Origin of the sequence: Corynebacterium variabile (assembly GCF_006539825.1) — a bacterium.
Lineage (GTDB): Bacteria > Actinomycetota > Actinomycetes > Mycobacteriales > Mycobacteriaceae > Corynebacterium > Corynebacterium variabile.
Map to the genome: position 1 here is coordinate 125,215 of NZ_BJNT01000004.1, position 17,373 is coordinate 142,587.

At 68.9% G+C, this 17,373-nt stretch carries 14 protein-coding genes; 4 read left to right on the forward strand and 10 right to left on the reverse strand.

Translation table 11 applies throughout. The annotated features are described in order from the left end of the window. The first annotated feature begins 5 nt into the window (after positions 1-5). The 4 genes from CVA01_RS02300 (at position 6) to CVA01_RS02315 (ending at position 5,794) form a co-directional block, all read left to right on the forward strand. The gene (locus tag CVA01_RS02300; protein WP_141328314.1) at positions 6-1,130 is read left to right on the forward strand and encodes a DUF58 domain-containing protein; all 1,125 of its coding nucleotides are present in this window, start codon (positions 6-8) and stop codon (positions 1,128-1,130) included. Continuing rightward, positions 1,127-3,412 (forward strand): transglutaminase TgpA family protein, encoded by a 2,286-nt coding sequence (locus CVA01_RS15415; RefSeq protein WP_141328316.1) that lies wholly within the window; start codon positions 1,127-1,129, stop codon positions 3,410-3,412. Before CVA01_RS02300 ends, CVA01_RS15415 begins: the two co-directional genes overlap by 4 nt. A gap of 96 nt (positions 3,413-3,508) precedes the next feature. After that, complete coding sequence (locus CVA01_RS02310) at positions 3,509-5,272, forward strand: acyl-CoA dehydrogenase (protein WP_141328318.1); 1,764 nt, start codon at positions 3,509-3,511, stop codon at positions 5,270-5,272. A 51-nt stretch (positions 5,273-5,323) separates the two neighbouring features. Beyond that, positions 5,324-5,794, forward strand: a complete 471-nt coding sequence (locus CVA01_RS02315) for a MaoC family dehydratase (protein ID WP_141328320.1) — start codon at positions 5,324-5,326, stop codon at positions 5,792-5,794. Here CVA01_RS02315 and CVA01_RS02320 read toward each other — a convergent pair. The 10 genes from CVA01_RS02320 to CVA01_RS02365 form a co-directional block, all read right to left on the reverse strand. Beyond that, positions 5,791-6,855 carry an FAD-dependent oxidoreductase gene (locus CVA01_RS02320; protein ID WP_141328322.1) on the reverse strand — a complete coding sequence of 355 codons (1,065 nt, stop codon included), beginning with the start codon at positions 6,853-6,855 and terminating at the stop codon, positions 5,791-5,793. The two genes, CVA01_RS02315 and CVA01_RS02320, sit on opposite strands and share 4 nt — an antisense overlap. Positions 6,856-7,010: 155 nt before the next feature. Continuing rightward, on the reverse strand, positions 7,011-8,417 hold the full coding sequence (locus CVA01_RS02325; RefSeq protein WP_141328324.1) for an amidohydrolase family protein: 1,407 nt from the start codon (positions 8,415-8,417) through the stop codon (positions 7,011-7,013). Positions 8,418-8,611: 194 nt separating this feature from the next. Continuing rightward, positions 8,612-9,247: a pyridoxamine 5'-phosphate oxidase family protein gene (locus CVA01_RS02330; protein ID WP_158307508.1), complete on the reverse strand. Its 636-nt coding sequence runs from the start codon at positions 9,245-9,247 to the stop codon at positions 8,612-8,614. 17 nt (positions 9,248-9,264) lie between these two features. Then, positions 9,265-10,044: a creatininase family protein gene (locus CVA01_RS02335; RefSeq protein WP_041630208.1), complete on the reverse strand. Its 780-nt coding sequence runs from the start codon at positions 10,042-10,044 to the stop codon at positions 9,265-9,267. Then, positions 10,041-11,477 (reverse strand): FAD-binding oxidoreductase, encoded by a 1,437-nt coding sequence (locus CVA01_RS02340; RefSeq protein WP_373862653.1) that lies wholly within the window; start codon positions 11,475-11,477, stop codon positions 10,041-10,043. The genes CVA01_RS02335 and CVA01_RS02340 overlap by 4 nt, the downstream gene beginning before the upstream one ends. Continuing rightward, positions 11,474-12,658 carry an ABC transporter substrate-binding protein gene (locus CVA01_RS02345; protein ID WP_141328326.1) on the reverse strand — a complete coding sequence of 395 codons (1,185 nt, stop codon included), beginning with the start codon at positions 12,656-12,658 and terminating at the stop codon, positions 11,474-11,476. Before CVA01_RS02345 ends, CVA01_RS02340 begins: the two co-directional genes overlap by 4 nt. 4 nt (positions 12,659-12,662) lie before the next feature. After that, entirely contained in the window at positions 12,663-13,850 is a 1,188-nt protein-coding gene (locus CVA01_RS02350; RefSeq protein ID WP_141328329.1) for an ABC transporter substrate-binding protein, read from the reverse strand. A gap of 38 nt (positions 13,851-13,888) precedes the next feature. Continuing rightward, on the reverse strand, positions 13,889-14,794 hold the full coding sequence (locus CVA01_RS02355) for an ABC transporter permease (RefSeq protein ID WP_141328331.1): 906 nt from the start codon (positions 14,792-14,794) through the stop codon (positions 13,889-13,891). Then, a complete protein-coding gene (locus tag CVA01_RS02360; RefSeq protein ID WP_052302631.1) occupies positions 14,791-15,492 on the reverse strand; it encodes an ABC transporter ATP-binding protein in 702 nt (233 codons plus the stop codon). Before CVA01_RS02360 ends, CVA01_RS02355 begins: the two co-directional genes overlap by 4 nt. Positions 15,493-15,603: 111 nt before the next feature. Next, on the reverse strand, positions 15,604-16,926 hold the full coding sequence (locus tag CVA01_RS02365; RefSeq protein ID WP_141328333.1) for an amidohydrolase family protein: 1,323 nt from the start codon (positions 16,924-16,926) through the stop codon (positions 15,604-15,606). Positions 16,927-17,373: the final 447 nt, after the last annotated feature.

The window sequence follows — 17,373 nt, forward strand, 5'->3', positions numbered from 1 at the left end:
CTGCGATGAGGGCGAAGCGAAAGACCCTGCCGGTCGCACTCACCGGGCGTGGCTGGGGGTTCCTCATCTGCGCCGTGATTCTCGTGGTCCTGTGGCGCGTCCTCGAACTCCAGGACCTGCGCTACCTCATGGTGCTTCCCGCGGTGATGCTGCTGCTCTCCCTGCTGTTCGTGCTGGTGGTACCGCCTCTGGCGCGGATGCGCACCGAGGTCGACGTGCCGGACGCCACCCCGACGGTCGGTGGCGGCATCGCCTGCTCCGCGACGGTCGTCCAACGCCTCCCGCTCACGCTGCACACCCGGGTGCTGTGGCTCTTCGGTGACCGCGCCGTCCGGCAGGACGCCACTGTCGCACGCGCCCCGGTCGAGTCCCGGGTGGCCTTCCGCGCCCGGCAGCGTGGTGTGCAGTGGACCGGTATCACCGGGCTCGTCCTGCCGGACCCGTTGGGCCTGGTCGTCCGCCGGATCCGGGTGGACGCCGGCCGTGACCTCCTGGTCCTGCCCCGCCCGCTCGACGGATTGCCCGAGGAGATCCCAGGCCCGCTGCCGGCCCGCTCCGACGACGGTGACGGCGCCGCCGTGGACTACTCGGCGGTGTCCGGCGTCCCGGCCGGTGTGCTGCGCGAGTTCCGTACCGGGGACGCCGTGCGCCAGGTCCACTGGAAACAGAGCGCCCGCCTGGGCAAGCTGCTGGTCAACCAGTACGACGCCCCCGATCTGAAGGACGCGACGGTGCACCTCGTCGCCGATGCCACCTGCTACAGCTCTGAGGCGTCCTTCGAGACGGCGGTCTCGACGACGGTCACGCTCGCCGACCGGCTGCTGGAGGAGGGCTACCGCGTCCTTCTCACCTGCGGTGACCGGCCGGTCGAGGCCTGCGGTCACGGCGACGAGGTGCGCCGCGTCCTGGCGCTCGTCAGCACCACGAACACAGCCGGGGACACTGCCGGGGACACACCCGGGGACGCCCCGGTGCTCCCCGCCGACGTGATCGTCACCGGCACCGTCACCCGCGGTCTCAGTGACCGGATGCGGGACGCCGGAGACAATGGAGCCACCGGTGAACTCGTCGCCGTGGAGAAGCTTGCCGTGGAACTCCCCGCGGATACTCCGGAGGTGGCGTCCCGGTGAGCGCCCCGACTTCCGCCTCCACCCGTAGCTTCCGACCCCGACTGCTGATGGCGGGCGTCCTCATCACCCTGCTGTGCGCCGTGGTCCTGCAGTCGATGGACCTCATCTTCCACGTCGGCGCGTGGCAGAGGCAGATCCTCCTCATCTTCGGCGTGACCGTCCTGCCCGCGACGGCCGTGGCCGCGGTCCTCCCGCCACGTCGGGAGACACTCGCCCTGGTCAGTGGTGCCCTGGCCGGTGCGGGGACATGGCTCGCCCTGTTCCTCGGCACCGGCCGTGCAGGGGAGTGGTTACGCCGCCCGGTCGACATGTTCGACCGGGCGGCGCAGATCGTCAACACCGCGGCGACCCCCTTCGACCCCACCGGCCCGGTCAGCGACCTGCTGCTGCTCATGGGCCTGATGCTGGGCATCGCGGCGGCGTCCCTGCTGGTCGGGGTGGGTGCGCCCTTCGCCACCGGCGGGTTCCTGTCACTGCTGCTGCTCGCCCCGGTCGCGGCGACGGGTGTGGTCGTCGACCGGCCGCTGATCATCGCGGCCGGCGTCCTGCTGGTGCTGCTGGCCTGGACCGCCGCGCCCCGGATCTCGGTGCCGGGACTGACGATGGCGGCGCTGGCCGGCGTCATCGCGGTGGGCGTCGTCGCCGCGATGCCGGACGCGACCGACCGCGTCTGGAACCCGGCGGTGGTGAAGTCCCCGGTGAACAGCACCGTGCCGGACGTCACCGTCTCCCTGGCCGAGGACCTGCAGAAGCGCAGCGGATCCAGGGTCTTCAGCTTCGAGACGGAGACTCCGGGCGCCCACTACTTCACGCTGGCCACTCTCGCCGACTTCGACGGCGGACGCTGGACCCCGAGGGAGGACGCTGCGGATATCAGCCTCGATGAACCCCGGTCGGCACAGGTGCCGCCGGGCCTGGAGTCGACGACGGTGACGATGGACGGGTTGCGCAGTGAGTGGCTGCCGCTGCCGCAGTCGGCGTACCGGGTGGTGCCGCTGGACGAGCACCGCAATGACTTCGACCCGGGAAAGTGGACCTGGATGACAGACTCCGCGACCGCAAAGGCGTCGACGGCCGTGACCCGCGACGGTGACCTGTACACCGTCGAGTCGGTGCCGCTGGTCTCCAGCCGGCTCGGCGACGTGGACCTGAGTGCCCTGGCGGCGTCGGGTGTGGACACCGGGGCGATCGACCAGGCGTCCTACCTGGAACTTCCGGGAGAGGTGCCGGCGTCACTGCGCGATGCGGCGACCGAGGCGGCCGGGGGAGCGACGGACCGGATCCAGGCCGGGTACGCGCTGGAGAACTGGTTCCGCACCGGCGGTTTCCGCTACGACGACTCGGTCCCCTACGACCCCGGGGCGGATCCGGACTCGCCGTACTCGGTCATGGAGTCCCTGCTGACCCAGCGGGCCGGGTTCTGCGTGCACTACGCCTCGACCTTCACCGTCATGGCCCGTGAGCTGGGGATCCCCACCCGCATGGCGGTGGGCTACGCGGCCCGGTCCAATGCTGACGGGCCGACGAACGTGAAGGCCCGCGAGCTGCACGCCTGGCCGGAGATCCTCGTCGACGGCGTCGGCTGGGTCGCCTTCGAGCCGACACCCGGTGGTCCCGGTGGCATGGACGTCCCCGCGGAGGGGCAGCCTGCCGGGGAGTCCCCTGCCCAGGAGACCCCGGAACCGCCGGAGCCCTCGGAGCAGCCGCCGGCTGAATCCGAAACGCCGACGGAAACTCCGGAACCCACGGAGCCGTCGGAATCCTCGGAGATCCCGCAGTCGGAGGAAATGCCGGAGGATCCGGAGTCCTCTGAGGTTGATGAGGACGACGCCGCGGATTCAAGGTTCACAGTTCCGCTCCCGGTGCTGGTCGCGGCGGGTGTGATCCTGCTGCTCCTGGTCCCGGCGCTGGTGCGGTGGCTGGTGGGCCGGTGGCGCCGCCGGGGGATCACCTCCGGTGACCACCCCGCGCAGGACGCCTGGTCCGAGACCACCGCGAAGGCCACGGACCTGGGGCTGAGCCCGGCGGTGGAGGACCTCCGCGCCCGCACCCCCGAGGCCTGGGCCGAACAGCTCGGCGGTGAGCAGGTGCAGGCGCTGGCGTCCGCCGCCTCGGCGGAGCGCTTCGGCGGCCGGGACTACTCGGACTCGCGTGAGGAGCTGCGTGGGCTGCTGGACGGTGCGGTCGAGGACCTTGCCGGGCGCGGCGGTCGCGCCGCCCGGGTGCTGGCCGTGCTGGTGCCCCGGTCGTTGTTCCGGTCGTTTTTCCGGCGGCATCGATGATCCGGCGGTGAACGGCCGGGGAGTCGGGTATGTTGGGTCGGGTAATGTAATGAATCACAATTCAGAGCAACCGATCCGCCCGTACCGAGGAGCCCCATGGACACCAGAGAATCGCTGATCCTCGACGCTGCCGACCTCAACTTCTGTCTCTACGACTGGCTCGACGTCGAATCCCTCACCGACCTCGAGCGCTACGCCGAGCACAGCCGGGAGACCTTCGACGGACTGCTGGACGTCTCCCGGCAGCTCAGCGAAGACCTCTTCGCGCCGCACAACCGCACCGGCGACCTCAATGAACCGACGCTCGTCGACGGCAAGGTGCAGACCATCGACGAGGTGAAGCCCGCCCTCAAGGCTTTCGCGGACGCCGGCTTCCTCACCGCGACGATGGACGAGGAGTTCGGCGGCTTCAGCCTCCCGGCCACGATCTACCGGGCGGCGTTCCTCTGGTTCCAGGCCGCGAACGTCGGCACCGTCTCCTACGCCCTGCTCACCACCGGTGCGGCAAACCTCATCCGCACCCACGCCACCGAGGAACTGCAGAAGAAGTTCCTCCCCCCGATGCTCGACGGTCGTTGGTTCGGCACGATGAACCTGTCCGAGCCCGGCACCGGCTCCGCCCTCGGAGACCTCACCACCGCCGCGACGAAGCAGGAGGACGGCACGTACCGCCTCCGCGGTGACAAGATGTGGATCTCCGGCGGCGACCAGGAGATCTCCGAGAACATCGTCCACCTCGTCCTCGCCCGCACCGGCGGCCCCGGGGTGAAGGGACTGTCGCTGTTCATCGTCCCCAAGTGGCTGGGCGAGCCCGGCAACCTCACGGAACGCAACGGCGTCACCCTCGTCGGCGTCAACCACAAGATGGGCTACCGCGGCACGGTGAACACCGCGCTGAACTACGACGACGCCACCGGATACCTCATCGGGGAGGAAGGCCGCGGCCTGTTCTACATGTTCCACATGATGAACGAGGCACGGATCGGCGTCGGTGCCGGCGCGACCGCCCTCGGCGTCACCGGGTTCCTGCACTCCCGGGACTACGCCCGCGGTCGCATCCAGGGCCGTCCGCTGGACGCCAAGGACCCGAAGACCCCGGCCGTCCCGATCATCCGCCACGCCGACGTGCGCCGGATGCTGCTGGAGCAGAAGGCCTACGCCGAGGGCGCGGTCGCGGTGATCCTCTATGCCGCGAAGGTGCTCGATGAGTCGGTGGCGGCGTCCTCCCCGGAGGAGCGCACTGCGGCCCACCAGCTGCTGGAGGTGCTCACGCCGGTCGCGAAGTCCTGGCCGTCGCAGTGGTGCCTGGAGGGCAACAGCCTGGCGATCCAGGTGCTCGGCGGATCCGGCTACACCCGCGACTACCCGGTCGAGCAGTTCTACCGCGACAACCGGCTCAACCCGATCCACGAGGGAACCCACGGCATCCAGGGCCTTGACCTGCTCGGACGCAAGGTCCTGCTCGACGGCGGCTCCGGTTTCCGCGACCTGCTCGGCCGGATCACCACGACCTGCGACGGGCTGGCGGACAGCCACCCGGAGCTCGCTGACCCGCTGCGCTCCCGCACCACGCGCCTCGCCGAGGTCACGGCCATCGCCTGGGAGGACAAGGACGCCGGTACCGCACTGTCCAACGCGACCATGTACCTCGAGGCCGCGGGCGACATCGTCATCGCCTGGCTGCTCGCCGACCAGGTCCGCGCCCTGGGGGAGAAGACCGGCTCCGAGGACTTCGCCAAGTCGAAGCTGCTCACCGCGTCCTTCTTCATCGACCACCTGCTGCCGCGGGTGGACGCCCAGCTCGACCTCGTTGCCAGCAAGGACCGGCGGCTCCACGACCTCGACGATGCCCTCATCTGACCCCGGATCCGACCTCTGTTCCGATCCTTTTCCACCTACCCAGGAGATTCCATGCGCACCTTCACCACCACCGAGGAACTGACCGACGCCAAGGGCGAGGACCTCGGCGTCACCGACTGGACCACCATGACCCAGGAGCGGGTCAACACCATGGCGGACGCCATCGACGACCACCAGTGGATCCACGTCGACAAGGAGCGGGCGGACGCCGGCCCCTTCGGCGGCCCCATCGCCCACGGCTTCCTCAGTCTCTCGTACCTGCCCACCCTCGCCGGCCAGACCTTCGACTTCTCCGCCTGGCCCGCACTGATCAACTACGGCCTGAACAAGGCACGCTTCCCCGTCCCGGTGCACGTCGGCGACCGGATCCGCGCCCACGCCGTTCTCGCCGACGTGGTCCCCAAAGGTTCCGGCACGCTGGTCACCCTCGACCTCACCCTCGAGATCGATGGTGGGGACGGCACCGTGAAACCCGGTTGCCTGTGCGAGTTCCTCGTGCTGCTGCTCGGCGAGCCGTCCTAGAGCTGCTCCACCATCTCGGCGACGCGCTCGGCCGTGCCCCAGCTCAGGGTCACGCCCGCCCCGCCGTGCCCGTAGGCGGCGATGACCGGGATGCTGACCTCGTCCGTGTCCACCTGCTCGATGCGCAGTGATGACCGGGAAGGACGCAGCCCCGCGCCGTGACCGAGGATCGGCAGCTCCTTCAGCGCCGGGACCAGGGCCTCGGCCCGGGCGAGGATCGCTTCGGCGGTCTCCGCGTCCGGATCCTCATTCCCGTTGCCGACCTCGGCGATTCCACCGACGACAATGTCGTCCACCCGGGGGAAGACGTAGGTCATGTTCTCCGGATCGTCGTCATCGACGTACCAGTCGGTGAGGACGGGGCCACCGTCCTCTCCGCCGTCCCCGTCCTCGTCGTCGGAGCCGTTGGCGAAGACGATGACCTGGCCGCGAACCGGGGTGACCTCGTCGTCTCCGCCGAGCAGTTCGCCGCCGCGGAGTCCCCCGCAGATGATGACCGCTTCCGGGGGAGCGGTGTTGTAGGCGCCCTTGACCAGCAGGTCGAGGGACTCCACCGTCTTCCACCGGAACGCCACCCCGGCGATCCGGCAGGAGTCCATGAGCCAGGCGAGGTAGGTCGGGGTCATGATCAGCGGCAGTGTCGTCTCGACACCGCGCTCGGCTCCCTGGGCGCCCTCGCGCTCGACCTCGGTCACGGCGTCCTCCCCGAGAACCTCGGTGACAGTCGGGACCCAGGAGCGGTCCGGCGGGTCGAGGCGCTCGCGGAGGAAGCCGCGGCGCATCTCGACCGGTGCGATGTCGTCGGTGACATCGTCGGCGCCCTCGGACTGTGCGGCCTCGGCCTGCCCCGCCAGCTCGACGAACCTGATCAGCGAGCGCTTCTCCAGGTCAGGAGCATTCTCGACGGTGACGTCGTAGGGGAACCAGAGGGCGCCGGCGCGGGCGGAGACGGTGTCCCCGGGGCCGTGGTCGGCGACGACGGTCACCTCATGACCGGCTCCGGCGAGTTCGAGGGCACAGGACAGGCCGGTGACGCCGGCCCCGATGACGGTGATGCGCATGGTTCACAGCGTAGGCGTTCCATCCGGGACGGCTGGCAGGGCATGTCGGCAACGCGCAGCGTGAGGTCGCTCACGAGGGGTCCCAGACAGCCTCAGACTGCGCGATGCGGACATCCCCCGTTACGACACCCGACCGGGCCCGACGTCCCTGCCCCTCAGTACGCCGGGGTGAACCCGCCGGCGACCGCGGAGCGGACCATGCCCTCGTCGGCGGCCCGGTTGACCTCGTTGTAGGTCACGCCGTCGGCACCGGTCACGCCACCGGGCAGGTCCGCGTCGAAGGCGACCTTCCCGCCGACGTAGACCTTGCGCATGTGGCGCAGTCCGCAGGCCAGCACATAGGTCGCCACCGGATCCCACACCGGCCCGGTCGCCGGATGCCGAGGATCGACGACGACCAGGTCGGCGTACTTGCCGACCGTCAGCGAACCCACCTTGTCCGACACCCCGATGGAGGACGCCGAGCCGAGGGTGTGCAGGTGAAGCACCCGGTCCACCGACATGATCGAGGCGTCCGAATGGACCGCACGCTGGGTGAACAGTCCGGTGCGCATGTTTTCGAAGGGGTCGGAGGTGTCCGTGCAGGACTGGTCGTCGACACCCATGCCCACGGTCACGTCCTTGGTGAGCAACCCGGTGATGTCGGCGATGCCGGAGCCGAGGCGGCCGTTGGACATCGCCTGCCACACCACCGACGTACCGGACTCCACCACCCGTTCGACCATCCGCTCGGTCGGGTGGACGAAGTGCCCGAAGGCGAAGTCGGTGCCGAGGACACCGGCGTCGTCGTACCAGTCGAACTTCGCCTGCTGGATCTCGATCTGTTCGGCGGTCTCCACGAAGTGCGCCTGGTTGGTGATCGACCACTTCTCCATCAGCTCTTTCTCCAGCTCGGCGGTCCGCCGGCCGGACGCCCACTGCACCGCGCCGTAGACCGAGCCGCCGAGGTTCAGTGCCGGGGTCTTGGCGTCGATGGTGGTCAGGTGGGACATCGCGGCGTCGAATCCGGCGACGGCGTCCGCCTCGGGAAGCTGCTCGTCGTCGACGCGTACCGAGGTGACGAACCGGATACCGGCGTCCGCCACGCCGTCGATCTGGCGGGTGACGAAGTCCGGGTCGTGGACCTTCACCGCCTTCAGCGTGGAGGACGCGTAGTCGAACCGGCACACCACGCGCGACTGGGTGAAGTTGTAGACGCTGGTCACACCCGCGGCGAGGTGGTCGAGTCCACCGGCGCGGGAGAGCCAGTACATGATCTCCGGGTCTGCCTCGGCGAGCATCGCGGAGTTCTGCGTGACCCAGGTGTACAGCGGTTCGGTGTGGGCGATGCCGCGCATGCCGCCGGTGTAGATGTGGCTGTGCGCGGAGATGAATCCGGGCGCGAGGAAGGCGCCGTTGAGGTCGACGACCTCGGAGAACGCCGCGGTGGTCGCAGGGTCCGGTGTCCCTTCGCCGAGACCTGTGATGCGTCCGTCGTCGTCGACGGAGAGCCAGCCGCGGAACCAGCGGGGCTGGGCGGGGTCGACGGGGATGATGACGGCGTCGATGAAGAGCGTGCTCATGGCAGATGGAACCTCCTGGGTCCGGCTGGGGTCAGTGACATGTCAGATGACGGTCAGACGGCGGTGTGCAGGAATGCTCTCTTGTGCCCTGCGTGAGGCAGGGCAGCGGTCGTGCACCGCGTTACCGTTCTGAATCTACGGTGCCGGTGTTTCTGTCCGGTTTCCTGGCAGTCAACGGGCGCTCCAGGGGCAGTTCAGCCGGGGAGAACCTCGGTCGTCCAGGCATCCGCGGAACCCTCAGCGCGCACATAGTGCACCCGCTGCGAGGGACCGTCACTGTCGGCGGTCCAGAACAGGTACTCCCGCGGAACGACGGCGAAGCCCGCCCAGGTCTCCGGCGGGGTCAGTCCGGGGTTCTCCGCATTGAACTGCGCCCACACCCGGTGGCGTTCCTCCGCCGGCTTCTCCGCCAGATCCTTGTCGCTGAGCCAGGCGAGCAGCTGCAGGTAGCGGGACCGGTCGGCGAAGGCGTCCGCCTCCTCGTCCGGTGTCGAGCGGACAGCATCACCCACCACGGTGACCTGCTTCGACCGGTCCGCGGCGAGAACGGTGAGCGAGACCTTCGAGTTCGGCCCGATGTGCCGCACCTTCTCCGAGCGAGAGTCGGTGTGGAAGAAGATGCGTCCCTCCTCCGTGCGGCTCACCATGACATTCCTGGTCCGCGGATAACCGTCGGGGCCGACCGTGGCGAGCGTCATGAGCACCGGCGGCACCTCGGAGAGGTCCGCGGATGTCGGCGGCCAGGTCAGCCCGGCGTCCTCGGCGATAAGGACGCGGAAGTCCACCATCCAGGCGTCGAACAGGGCGGCGGGGTCAGCGGTCTGGTCCATGATGTCCACGCTACTTCTCATGACAGATTCCCCGGATTGAACGTCAGGACCTCGGGCAGCGCATCCAGCACGGAGGTGACGTAGTCCTCGAACAACCGCTCACCGGCCGACGCCGAAGCACCCGTCGGATCACCGACCACACCGGACGCATCGAAGTCCGTGGACAGCCAGCCGAACTTCACCGTCTTGCCGAAACCGACATGGTCGCAGGCTGCGACCGAGGAAGCCACCTTAGGCCCCAGCTCAGCAGCGGCGTCCATATCCACCAGCTCCGGTGCGACATGCAGCATCATCGAGGTCTCCGACCAGCCGGCGTGGATGCCCATGCCGCATTCCGTCTCGCCCGGGGTCGGTGGCGAAGAGACCAGGAAGGTCCGCAGGTCGAAGCGTCGACGCAGCTCCCGCAGGGCGACCTCCAGCAGTGCGGAGTTGCCGCCGTGCCCGTTGACGAAAAGCACCCGGCGCACCCCGGCAGCGGCCAATGACCGACCGAGGTCCACCAGCGTCGCGAACAACGTCGAGGCCTTCAGCCACAGCGTCCCGGGCAGTGCAGCATGCTCATCGGACTTGGTCACCGACAGTGCCGGCAGCAGCCACAGGTCATGCCCGGCGTCCACGGCACGGGACACCACCGCGGACGCCACGGCCTCGGCCATCACCAGGTCAGTGGACATCGGCAGGTGCGGACCGTGGGGCTCCACGGCGCCGACCGGCACCACGGCCAACGACCCGGCGGTAATCACCCGGCCGACCTCAGCCGTCGTCAGATCCGCCCAGCGGCGGGACGCGGTACTCACATCCACCTCCCGGGGTTGAGCAGTCCGTGCGGGTCGAAGTCCGCGGCCAGTCGCCGCACCCGGTCAGGCTCCAGGTCGATGTACCACTGGTGCGGGGAGTGCACGGAGACACCGAGCGCCTCCAGCTGCGGTACCCCGGCGGCGATCCGGTCACGCACCGTGTCGATGGACTCACCGGGCAGGACCGGCCCGTTGAGCATGCCGAACATCATGTCGTTGCCGACCTCCAGGTGGAAGTTCGCGCGCAACTCATTCCCGCCACCGTCAGGCACCGAGTACACGTCCAGCACCTCCTCGAACCGGTCGACGACGGCTGTACCCTGGCACTCCATGTGGAACCAGCGGCCCGGCTCCTTCTTCTGCAGCCACCACGTCGGGTGGTTGTAGGACAGGGTCGAGAGCTTCACCGAGGCGTTGATCCCGGTACGGGACGCCTCCATGCGTCCACCGTGGTCGGCGACGATCGTCTCGAACTCCGTCAGACGCGAGGCGTCGAGGATGCCGCGGACACTGCCGCGTCCCGGCACCAGTGCCTCGTCGTCCGGTAGCGCGGCGACGATGTCGGGACCGTCGGCGGACATCAGCCGGGGCTGCAGCCGGGCCCGCATCACCGCGGTCGCCGCGGCGAACGCCGAGGACCGGTCGGGGAAGGACGCGTAGACGTTCCGCCAGTCACCCAGCGGTTCGACCTTCACCGTCGCCCGGACGATGACGCCCGCCACCCCGTAGGTGTGCACGTAGGGTTGGGCGTCCTCACCCTCGAGGTGGATGATGCGGGCATCGGCGGTCGCGGGGACGATGTCGACGGCGGTGACGAAACCCTCGTGGTTGCGGCCGTGGACGATGGTGCCGGTGCCGGCGGAGCCGCCACCGAGGAAACCGCCGAGCGTGGACTGCACCGTCGAGGGGTACATCCACAGCTGCTGGCCGTGCTCCTGGGCGTAGCTTTCCAGCGAGAGCATCTTCGCCCCGGCGTCCGCGGTGATCGTGCCGGCGTCCGGATCCACACCGTGGATGGTGGTCAGCGAGGTCATGTCCAGCACGAGACCACCGAACCGGGGCAGCACCTGCCCGTAGTTGCCGGTGCCCTTGCCGCGGGTGGTCACCGGGACGCCGTGACGCACCGCGGCACGCATGATCTCCGGGACCTCGTCGACGGAGCGCGGATAGCAGACCACGTCGGGGACGCTGAGTTCCCCGGCGTCCAGCTGCGCGGTGATCACCGGGGACATGCCCGATCCGTCGCGGGACGCCCGGTCGACCGACCGCGGCAGTTGGGAGACCCCACGGGGCCCGAGGACCGCGATGAGGTCGTCGACCAGGGCGTCGACGTCCGCGGGCGAGAAGTCGGGGCGTCCGTCATCGCCGGCGACGGCGAAGAGATGGCCGACGTCGGTGCTGACCTTCACGCCCTCGCGTATTGCCTGGCTCACAGCGACACTTCCGGGTCGAGGAACTCGTTGGTGGCGATCTCGTCCAGGGCGATGCCGTCCTTCACCGGGGTGTTCTGCTCGGCGAAGATCGGGGTGACGATGTCGGTGACCTCCTGCAACCGGTCGGCGTCGAAGGACCCGAGGGTGCCGTCGGAGCCGTTGGCGACGAGCCCCTCGTCGCGCATGGTCTCGTGACCGTAGACGGCGTTGTCGGCGTCATAGATCCAGCCGGCGTTGAAGTCGGAGACCGCCTGGACAATGAGGTCGTTGGCGGCGTCCGGGTTCTCCATGTAGGACTTCGTGCCGCGCTGCAGGACCGGGATCAGTTCCTTGAGGCAGCCGGCGTTGTCGTCCTTCGCGTCCGAGCGGACCGCGAGGGTGGACTTGTACGTCGGGAATCCGGCGTCATGCACCAGCTGGTAGTCGACGGGCTTCTTCCAGCCGTCGATGGTGTTCTCGTAGTTGTACGGCTCCGCGGAGGAGAAGCCCTGCTGGGCCTTCGCCCCGCCGGCGGCGACGAAGTTCGCCGGGGCGCCGTCGAAGCTCTCGTCGATCTGGGACTCGTCGAGGATGCCCGCACCCGTGAGGTAGCGGACGTAGGGGCGGTCAGGGAAGACGAGGACGGTGGCGTCCTTCTCCTTGAGGTCCTTGATCTCCTTGACATCCGGGTAGGTCTCCGGGTCCCACATGATCATCTGAGGGGATTTCTCCATCGTCGCCATGACACCCACGGTCGGCATCGAGTCCGACTGCTGGAGCGACTCGTCGGTGTCGACGTAGCCCAGCATGATGTCCTGGTCCTGGTACATCTGCGAGGTCACCGTCTGGTTGCCGATTGCCGGACCACCGGAGCGGATCTCCAGGTCCACGCCGGTGAACCCGTTGTCGCCGTCGAACAGTGGGCCGGAGACGACCTTGTTGTCCGCGTTGATGTCCAGGGCGTCCTTCCCGTCCCCGGCAGGGTCGAGCAGGTCGTACAACGGGCCGTGCTCGGCCTCGGGGAACCAGTCGGTCTGGACGGTGACGGTCGAAGGGCACACGGCCGACAGGTCGGTGGCGCCGATGTCGCCGTCATAGGAGGACGCGGCGGAGGTGCTGTCGCCGCCACCACAGGCGGCGAGGACGCTGACGACGGCGGTGGTCAGGACGCCGGCGGCGACGGTGCGGGTTCTGTTTTTCACGGTGTCACCCCAGGGAGATCGACGGGTCGAGGAACTCGTTGGTGGCGATCTCGTCCATGGCGATGCCGTCCTTCACCGGGGTGTTCTGCTTGGCGAAGATGGGGCTCAGGATGTCGACGAGCTTGTCCAGGCGACCGTCCTCGAAGGAACCGAGGGTGCCGTCGGCGCCGTCGGCGACCAGGCCCTCGTCACGCATCTTGGACACGCCGTAGTCGGCGTTCGCCTGGTCGTAGACCCAGCCGGAGTTGAAGTCGGCGACGGACTTGACGATGAGGTCGTTGGCCGCCGTCGGATCCTCCATGTAGGACTTCGTGCCGCGCTGCAGGACCGGGATGAGCTCCTTGAGGCAGTCGGCGTTGTCGTCCTTGGCATCCGAGCGCACGGCCAGCGAGGACTTGTAGGTCGGGAAGCCGGCATCGTGGATGAGCTGGTAGTCGACCGGCTTCTTCCAGCCGTCGATGGTGTTCTCGTAGTTGTACGGCTCCGAGGAGGAGTAGCCCTGCTGGGCCTTCCCGCCACCGGCGGCGACGAAGGTGGCCGGGGCGCCGTCGTAGGATTCGTCGATCTGCGACTCGTCGAGGATCCCGGCGCCGGTGAGGTACTTGATGTAGGACATGTCGGCGAAGGTCAGCACGGTCGCGCCGGTGTCCTTGAGGTCGGCGATGGAGTGCACGTCCGGGTAGGTCTCCGGGTCCCACATGATCATCTGCGGCGACTTCTCCAGCGTGGTCATGACGCCGACGGTGGGCATGGCGTCCGACTGCTGGATGGACTGGTCGGTGTCGACGTAACCGAGGAGGATGTCCTGGTCCTGGTACATCTGCGAGGTGACGGACTGGTTGCCGATCGCCGGGCCGCCGGAACGGATCTCCAGGTCGACACCGGTGTAGCCGTTGTCGCCGTCGAACAGCGGGCCGGACACGGTCTTCTTGTCCGCGTCGATGGTGACGGCGTCCTTGCCCTCGCCGCCGTAGTTGAGCTGCTGGTAGAGGTGGCCGTGCTCGGCTTCGGGGAACCAGTCGGTCTGGACGGTGACGGTGGACGGGCAGACGGCCGACAGGTCGGTCGATCCGATCTCGCCGTCGTAGGAGGACGCGGCGGAGGTGCTGTCGTCGCCACCACAGGCGGCGAGGGAGACGGCGGTGCCGGCGGCGAGGGTGGCCGCGGCGAGGGTACGGACGGTGTACTTCATGGGGAGCTCCTGAGAGGTCAGAGGGGGTGGGACAGGGTCTACTTGCCGTACCAGCGGCCGACGACGCGGTTGCCGATCAGGCCGAAGACGAGGAAGACGACGACGCCGAGGAGGGACGCCAGGATGATCGCGGCGAACAGGTCCGGGGACTGCAGCCGGGAGCGGTAGTTGTCCAGCAGGACGCCGATGCCCGGCGTCCCCTGCTTGAAGAAGAAGTCACCGACGATCGCGCCGACGACCGCGAGGCCACCGGAGGTACGCAGGCCGACGAAGATCGAGGGCATCGCCGCGGGCATCTCGAGCTTGCGCAGGACGGTCAGCCGGGAGGGCTTGTGCAGTGCGAAGAGGTCGCGCATGCCCGGGTCGACGGACTGCAGGCCGAAGAGCGTGTTCGAGACCATGGGGAACAGGGCGATGAGGACGCAGACGAAGACGCGGGCGGAGAAGCCGAAGCCGAACCAGAAACCGATGAGCGGGACGAGGGCCAGCACCGGGATGCACTGGAGGAAGACGGCGTAGGGGAACAGGGCGGTCTCGGCGCGTTTCGACTGGGCCATGACGATCGCCCAGACGATGCCGATGACCGCGGCGATGAGCAGGCCGGTCATCGCGATCTTCGTGGTCTGCCACAGGGCCTGCCACATCTCGCCGGCGTTCGGACCGAACAGTCCCTCGGTGACGACCTGGTCGGGCGGCGGCATGAGGAAGCGGCGGGATTCGTCGAGGAAGACGTAGCTGACCAGGTACCAGACGGCGACGACGACGGCGAGGACGGCCAGCGGCAGCAGGACCGAGGCGTAGGGGATGTTGACCTTCCGCGTCGGCCGGCCGGTAGCGGGTGTGGAGCCGACCGGTGCGGCGGTCGCGGCGGCGGCGGTGGGGACGGACACGGCGTCCTCCTTGGACGTGGTCTGTGCGGTGGAGGTGGGTGCGGTGGTCGTCATGAGTGGGCCGCCATCAGGGAGGTGGAGACCCGTTCGGCGATCGCGGTGAACTCCGGGGTGAAGCGCAGCTCGGGGCTGCGGGGGAAGTCGAAGGGTACGTCGACGACGTCGACGATGGTGCCGGGGCGGCCGGACATCACCGCGACCTGCGTGGAGATGAATACCGCCTCGCTCACCGAGTGGGTGATGAACAGCCCGCCGAAGCCCTTCTCCGCGAAGAGCTGGGTGAGTTCCACACCGAGGCGTTCACGGGTGATCTCGTCGAGCGCGGCGAAGGGCTCGTCGAAGAGGAACAGTTCCGGCTCGATGGTCAGGGCGCGCGCCAGGGAGACGCGCATCTTCATGCCGCCGGAGAGCTGGTGGGGCAGGTGGTCCTCGAAACCGGTGAGCCCGACGGTCTCCAGTGCCTCGGTGCAGCGCTTCTCCTGCTCGGCCTTGGGCAGGTGGTCGAGTTCGCCGAGGAGCAGGACATTGTCCTTCACCGAGCGCCAGGGCAGGAGGGTGGCATCCTGGAAGACGTAGGCGATCCGGTCGGTGGAGGTGGTCATCACGCCGTCGGTGGCGGTCTCCAGGCCGGAGGCCAGGCGCAACAGGGTGGACTTGCCGCAGCCCGACGGGCCGACGACGCTGATGAACTCACCGGGGCGCACGTCGACGGACACGCCGGTCAGGGCGGTCGTGCCGCCGTCGAAGGTCATGCCGGTGTCGGCGAAGCTGACGAGTGGGGTACTCGGGGTACTCACGGGTGTTCTCCTTTTTTCGCGGTGGATGCGGGGTCGGAGGCCGGGCTGCTCTGAGGAACGGGAAGCTCAGCCGACCGGCCGGAGGTCGGGGAGATGGGTGGTCAGGGTGGTCTGTGCGGCGAGGCGTCCGCCCGAGATGACGGTGCGGTCGGCCGGTGCCGCGGCGAGGAACGTGGCTGCGGTGGGGTGCCCCGGGGTGTCCGGGGCGCGGATGCACAGCAGGTCGGCGGTCTGTCCGGGCACGGGGCCTGCCGGTGGCAGCCCCAGGGCGGTGCGCGCGTCGACCGTGACCAGGTCGATGGCCTGCTCCGGGGTCTGGTGTGCGGCGGTGACCAGCAGGGACGCGGTCTCGAGTGGATCACCGCGACCGGTCGGGTTGAAGGGGTCACGGATGTTGTCACCACCGGCGGCGACGGCGACTCCGTGGTCGCGCAGCGCGGTGAGCGGGGCGATGCCACGCTCATGCAGCCCCTGCGTTCCGTCGCCGCCCTGGAGGTACAGGTTCGTCGCCGGCAGGGCGATGACGTGGATCCCGGCGTCCTTCAGGGAGGACGCAGTGTCCGCCAGTTCCGACGCGTCCATCTGGGACAGTCGGCAGCAGTGGCCGGCGCCGCGGATCCGGTCGGCGGGCCAGCCGATGACACGCCCGGCATAGCGGTGGACGGTCAGTGCGCGGTCACCGGAAGAACCGGCGAGGAACTCGTCGGTGTGCAGGTCACAGCCCACGCCACGGGCCTCGGCGACATCCAGCAGGGCATCGGTCTGGGCCAGCGGGTCCCCGGCAAGGTGCGGGGCACCGCCGACGAGGTCCGCTCCGGCGTCCAGTGCACCACCGGTCAGGGCGGTGACCTGGTCGTCCGGGGTGTGGGCGGGCACCAGGGCGACGATCTGGAGGGTCATCAGGCCCGCCAGTTCCTCCTGGAGCCGGGTCAGGGCCCGGATGCCGCGGAAGGCGGCGGAGGAGAGGGAGGAGTCATCGGACGGGTAGACATCCACGTGGGTGCGCACCGCGGTGGTGCCCTGGGCGAGCATCAGCCAGGCGGCGCGCCGGGCCCGGTCGAGGATGTCCTCCTCGGTGAATCCGTCGGCGGCCTTCACCCAGGAGGCGATGGCACCGTCGAGGTCGCCGGCGGGCGGGTTCACGAGGTCATGGCTCAGTGCCTTGTCCAGGTGGGCGTGCGGGTCGGCGGCGGCCGGGAACACGGTGTACCCGTGCAGGTCCAGCCAGTTCTCGTCGGACGTTGCCGCGGGTACACGGGCGGGATCGTGGGGGAGGACCCCGGCGACGGTCGTGCCGTCGACGGTGATGTCCACCAGTCGTCCGGCCGGGGCACCGTACAGGTGCACGCCGGCGATGCCGTGGAGCTGTGCTCCGGGAATGACACTCATCGGACCCTCCTCTACCGGGTCTTGGGGGTGACCGGTGCAGCCGTCGGCGGTGCGCGTCCCGTGGTCAACGGAAGCGTCACATCGCCGGTTGCACTGGTCGCTGGTACCGGACGCCGGACGGCGACCGGGAGAAGATCGACCATGACAGTCGGCGGTGTGCAGGAGTGCTCTCTTGTGTCCGTCGTCTGCGCCGGGCTGGGGCGGAGACGTTCAGGAACCGGACAACGGTCGTGCACCGCGTGGTTCGTCATGCAGGAGGTGAATCTACGGAGACCGTGTTTCCCGTCTGTTTCGGGTTCTGTTCACTGCGGTGACACTTCGGGTGTGTCGGAGTATAAGGGTGCGGTCGTGTTTCTCCCGTGTTGCATATCCTCTGACCTGCAGTGATGTGGTGCCATGTCGGCGGGACAGTGCTACGGTGTGACGTGTACGCGCCGGGCTGGGGTG

Coding starts and splice junctions, on each gene's coding strand:
- CVA01_RS02320 (WP_141328322.1), bottom strand. CDS start 6,855: ATGCGCATCACCGTCATCGGGGCCGGCGTCACCGGCCTGTCCTGTGCC.
- CVA01_RS02330 (WP_158307508.1), bottom strand. CDS start 9,247: ATGGACCAGACCGCTGACCCCGCCGCCCTGTTCGACGCCTGGATGGTG.
- CVA01_RS02325 (WP_141328324.1), bottom strand. CDS start 8,417: ATGAGCACGCTCTTCATCGACGCCGTCATCATCCCCGTCGACCCCGCC.
- CVA01_RS02310 (WP_141328318.1), top strand. CDS start 3,509: ATGGACACCAGAGAATCGCTGATCCTCGACGCTGCCGACCTCAACTTC.
- CVA01_RS02360 (WP_052302631.1), bottom strand. CDS start 15,492: ATGACCTTCGACGGCGGCACGACCGCCCTGACCGGCGTGTCCGTCGAC.
- CVA01_RS02315 (WP_141328320.1), top strand. CDS start 5,324: ATGCGCACCTTCACCACCACCGAGGAACTGACCGACGCCAAGGGCGAG.
- CVA01_RS02355 (WP_141328331.1), bottom strand. CDS start 14,794: ATGACGACCACCGCACCCACCTCCACCGCACAGACCACGTCCAAGGAG.
- CVA01_RS02350 (WP_141328329.1), bottom strand. CDS start 13,850: ATGAAGTACACCGTCCGTACCCTCGCCGCGGCCACCCTCGCCGCCGGC.
- CVA01_RS02300 (WP_141328314.1), top strand. CDS start 6: ATGAGGGCGAAGCGAAAGACCCTGCCGGTCGCACTCACCGGGCGTGGC.
- CVA01_RS02365 (WP_141328333.1), bottom strand. CDS start 16,926: ATGAGTGTCATTCCCGGAGCACAGCTCCACGGCATCGCCGGCGTGCAC.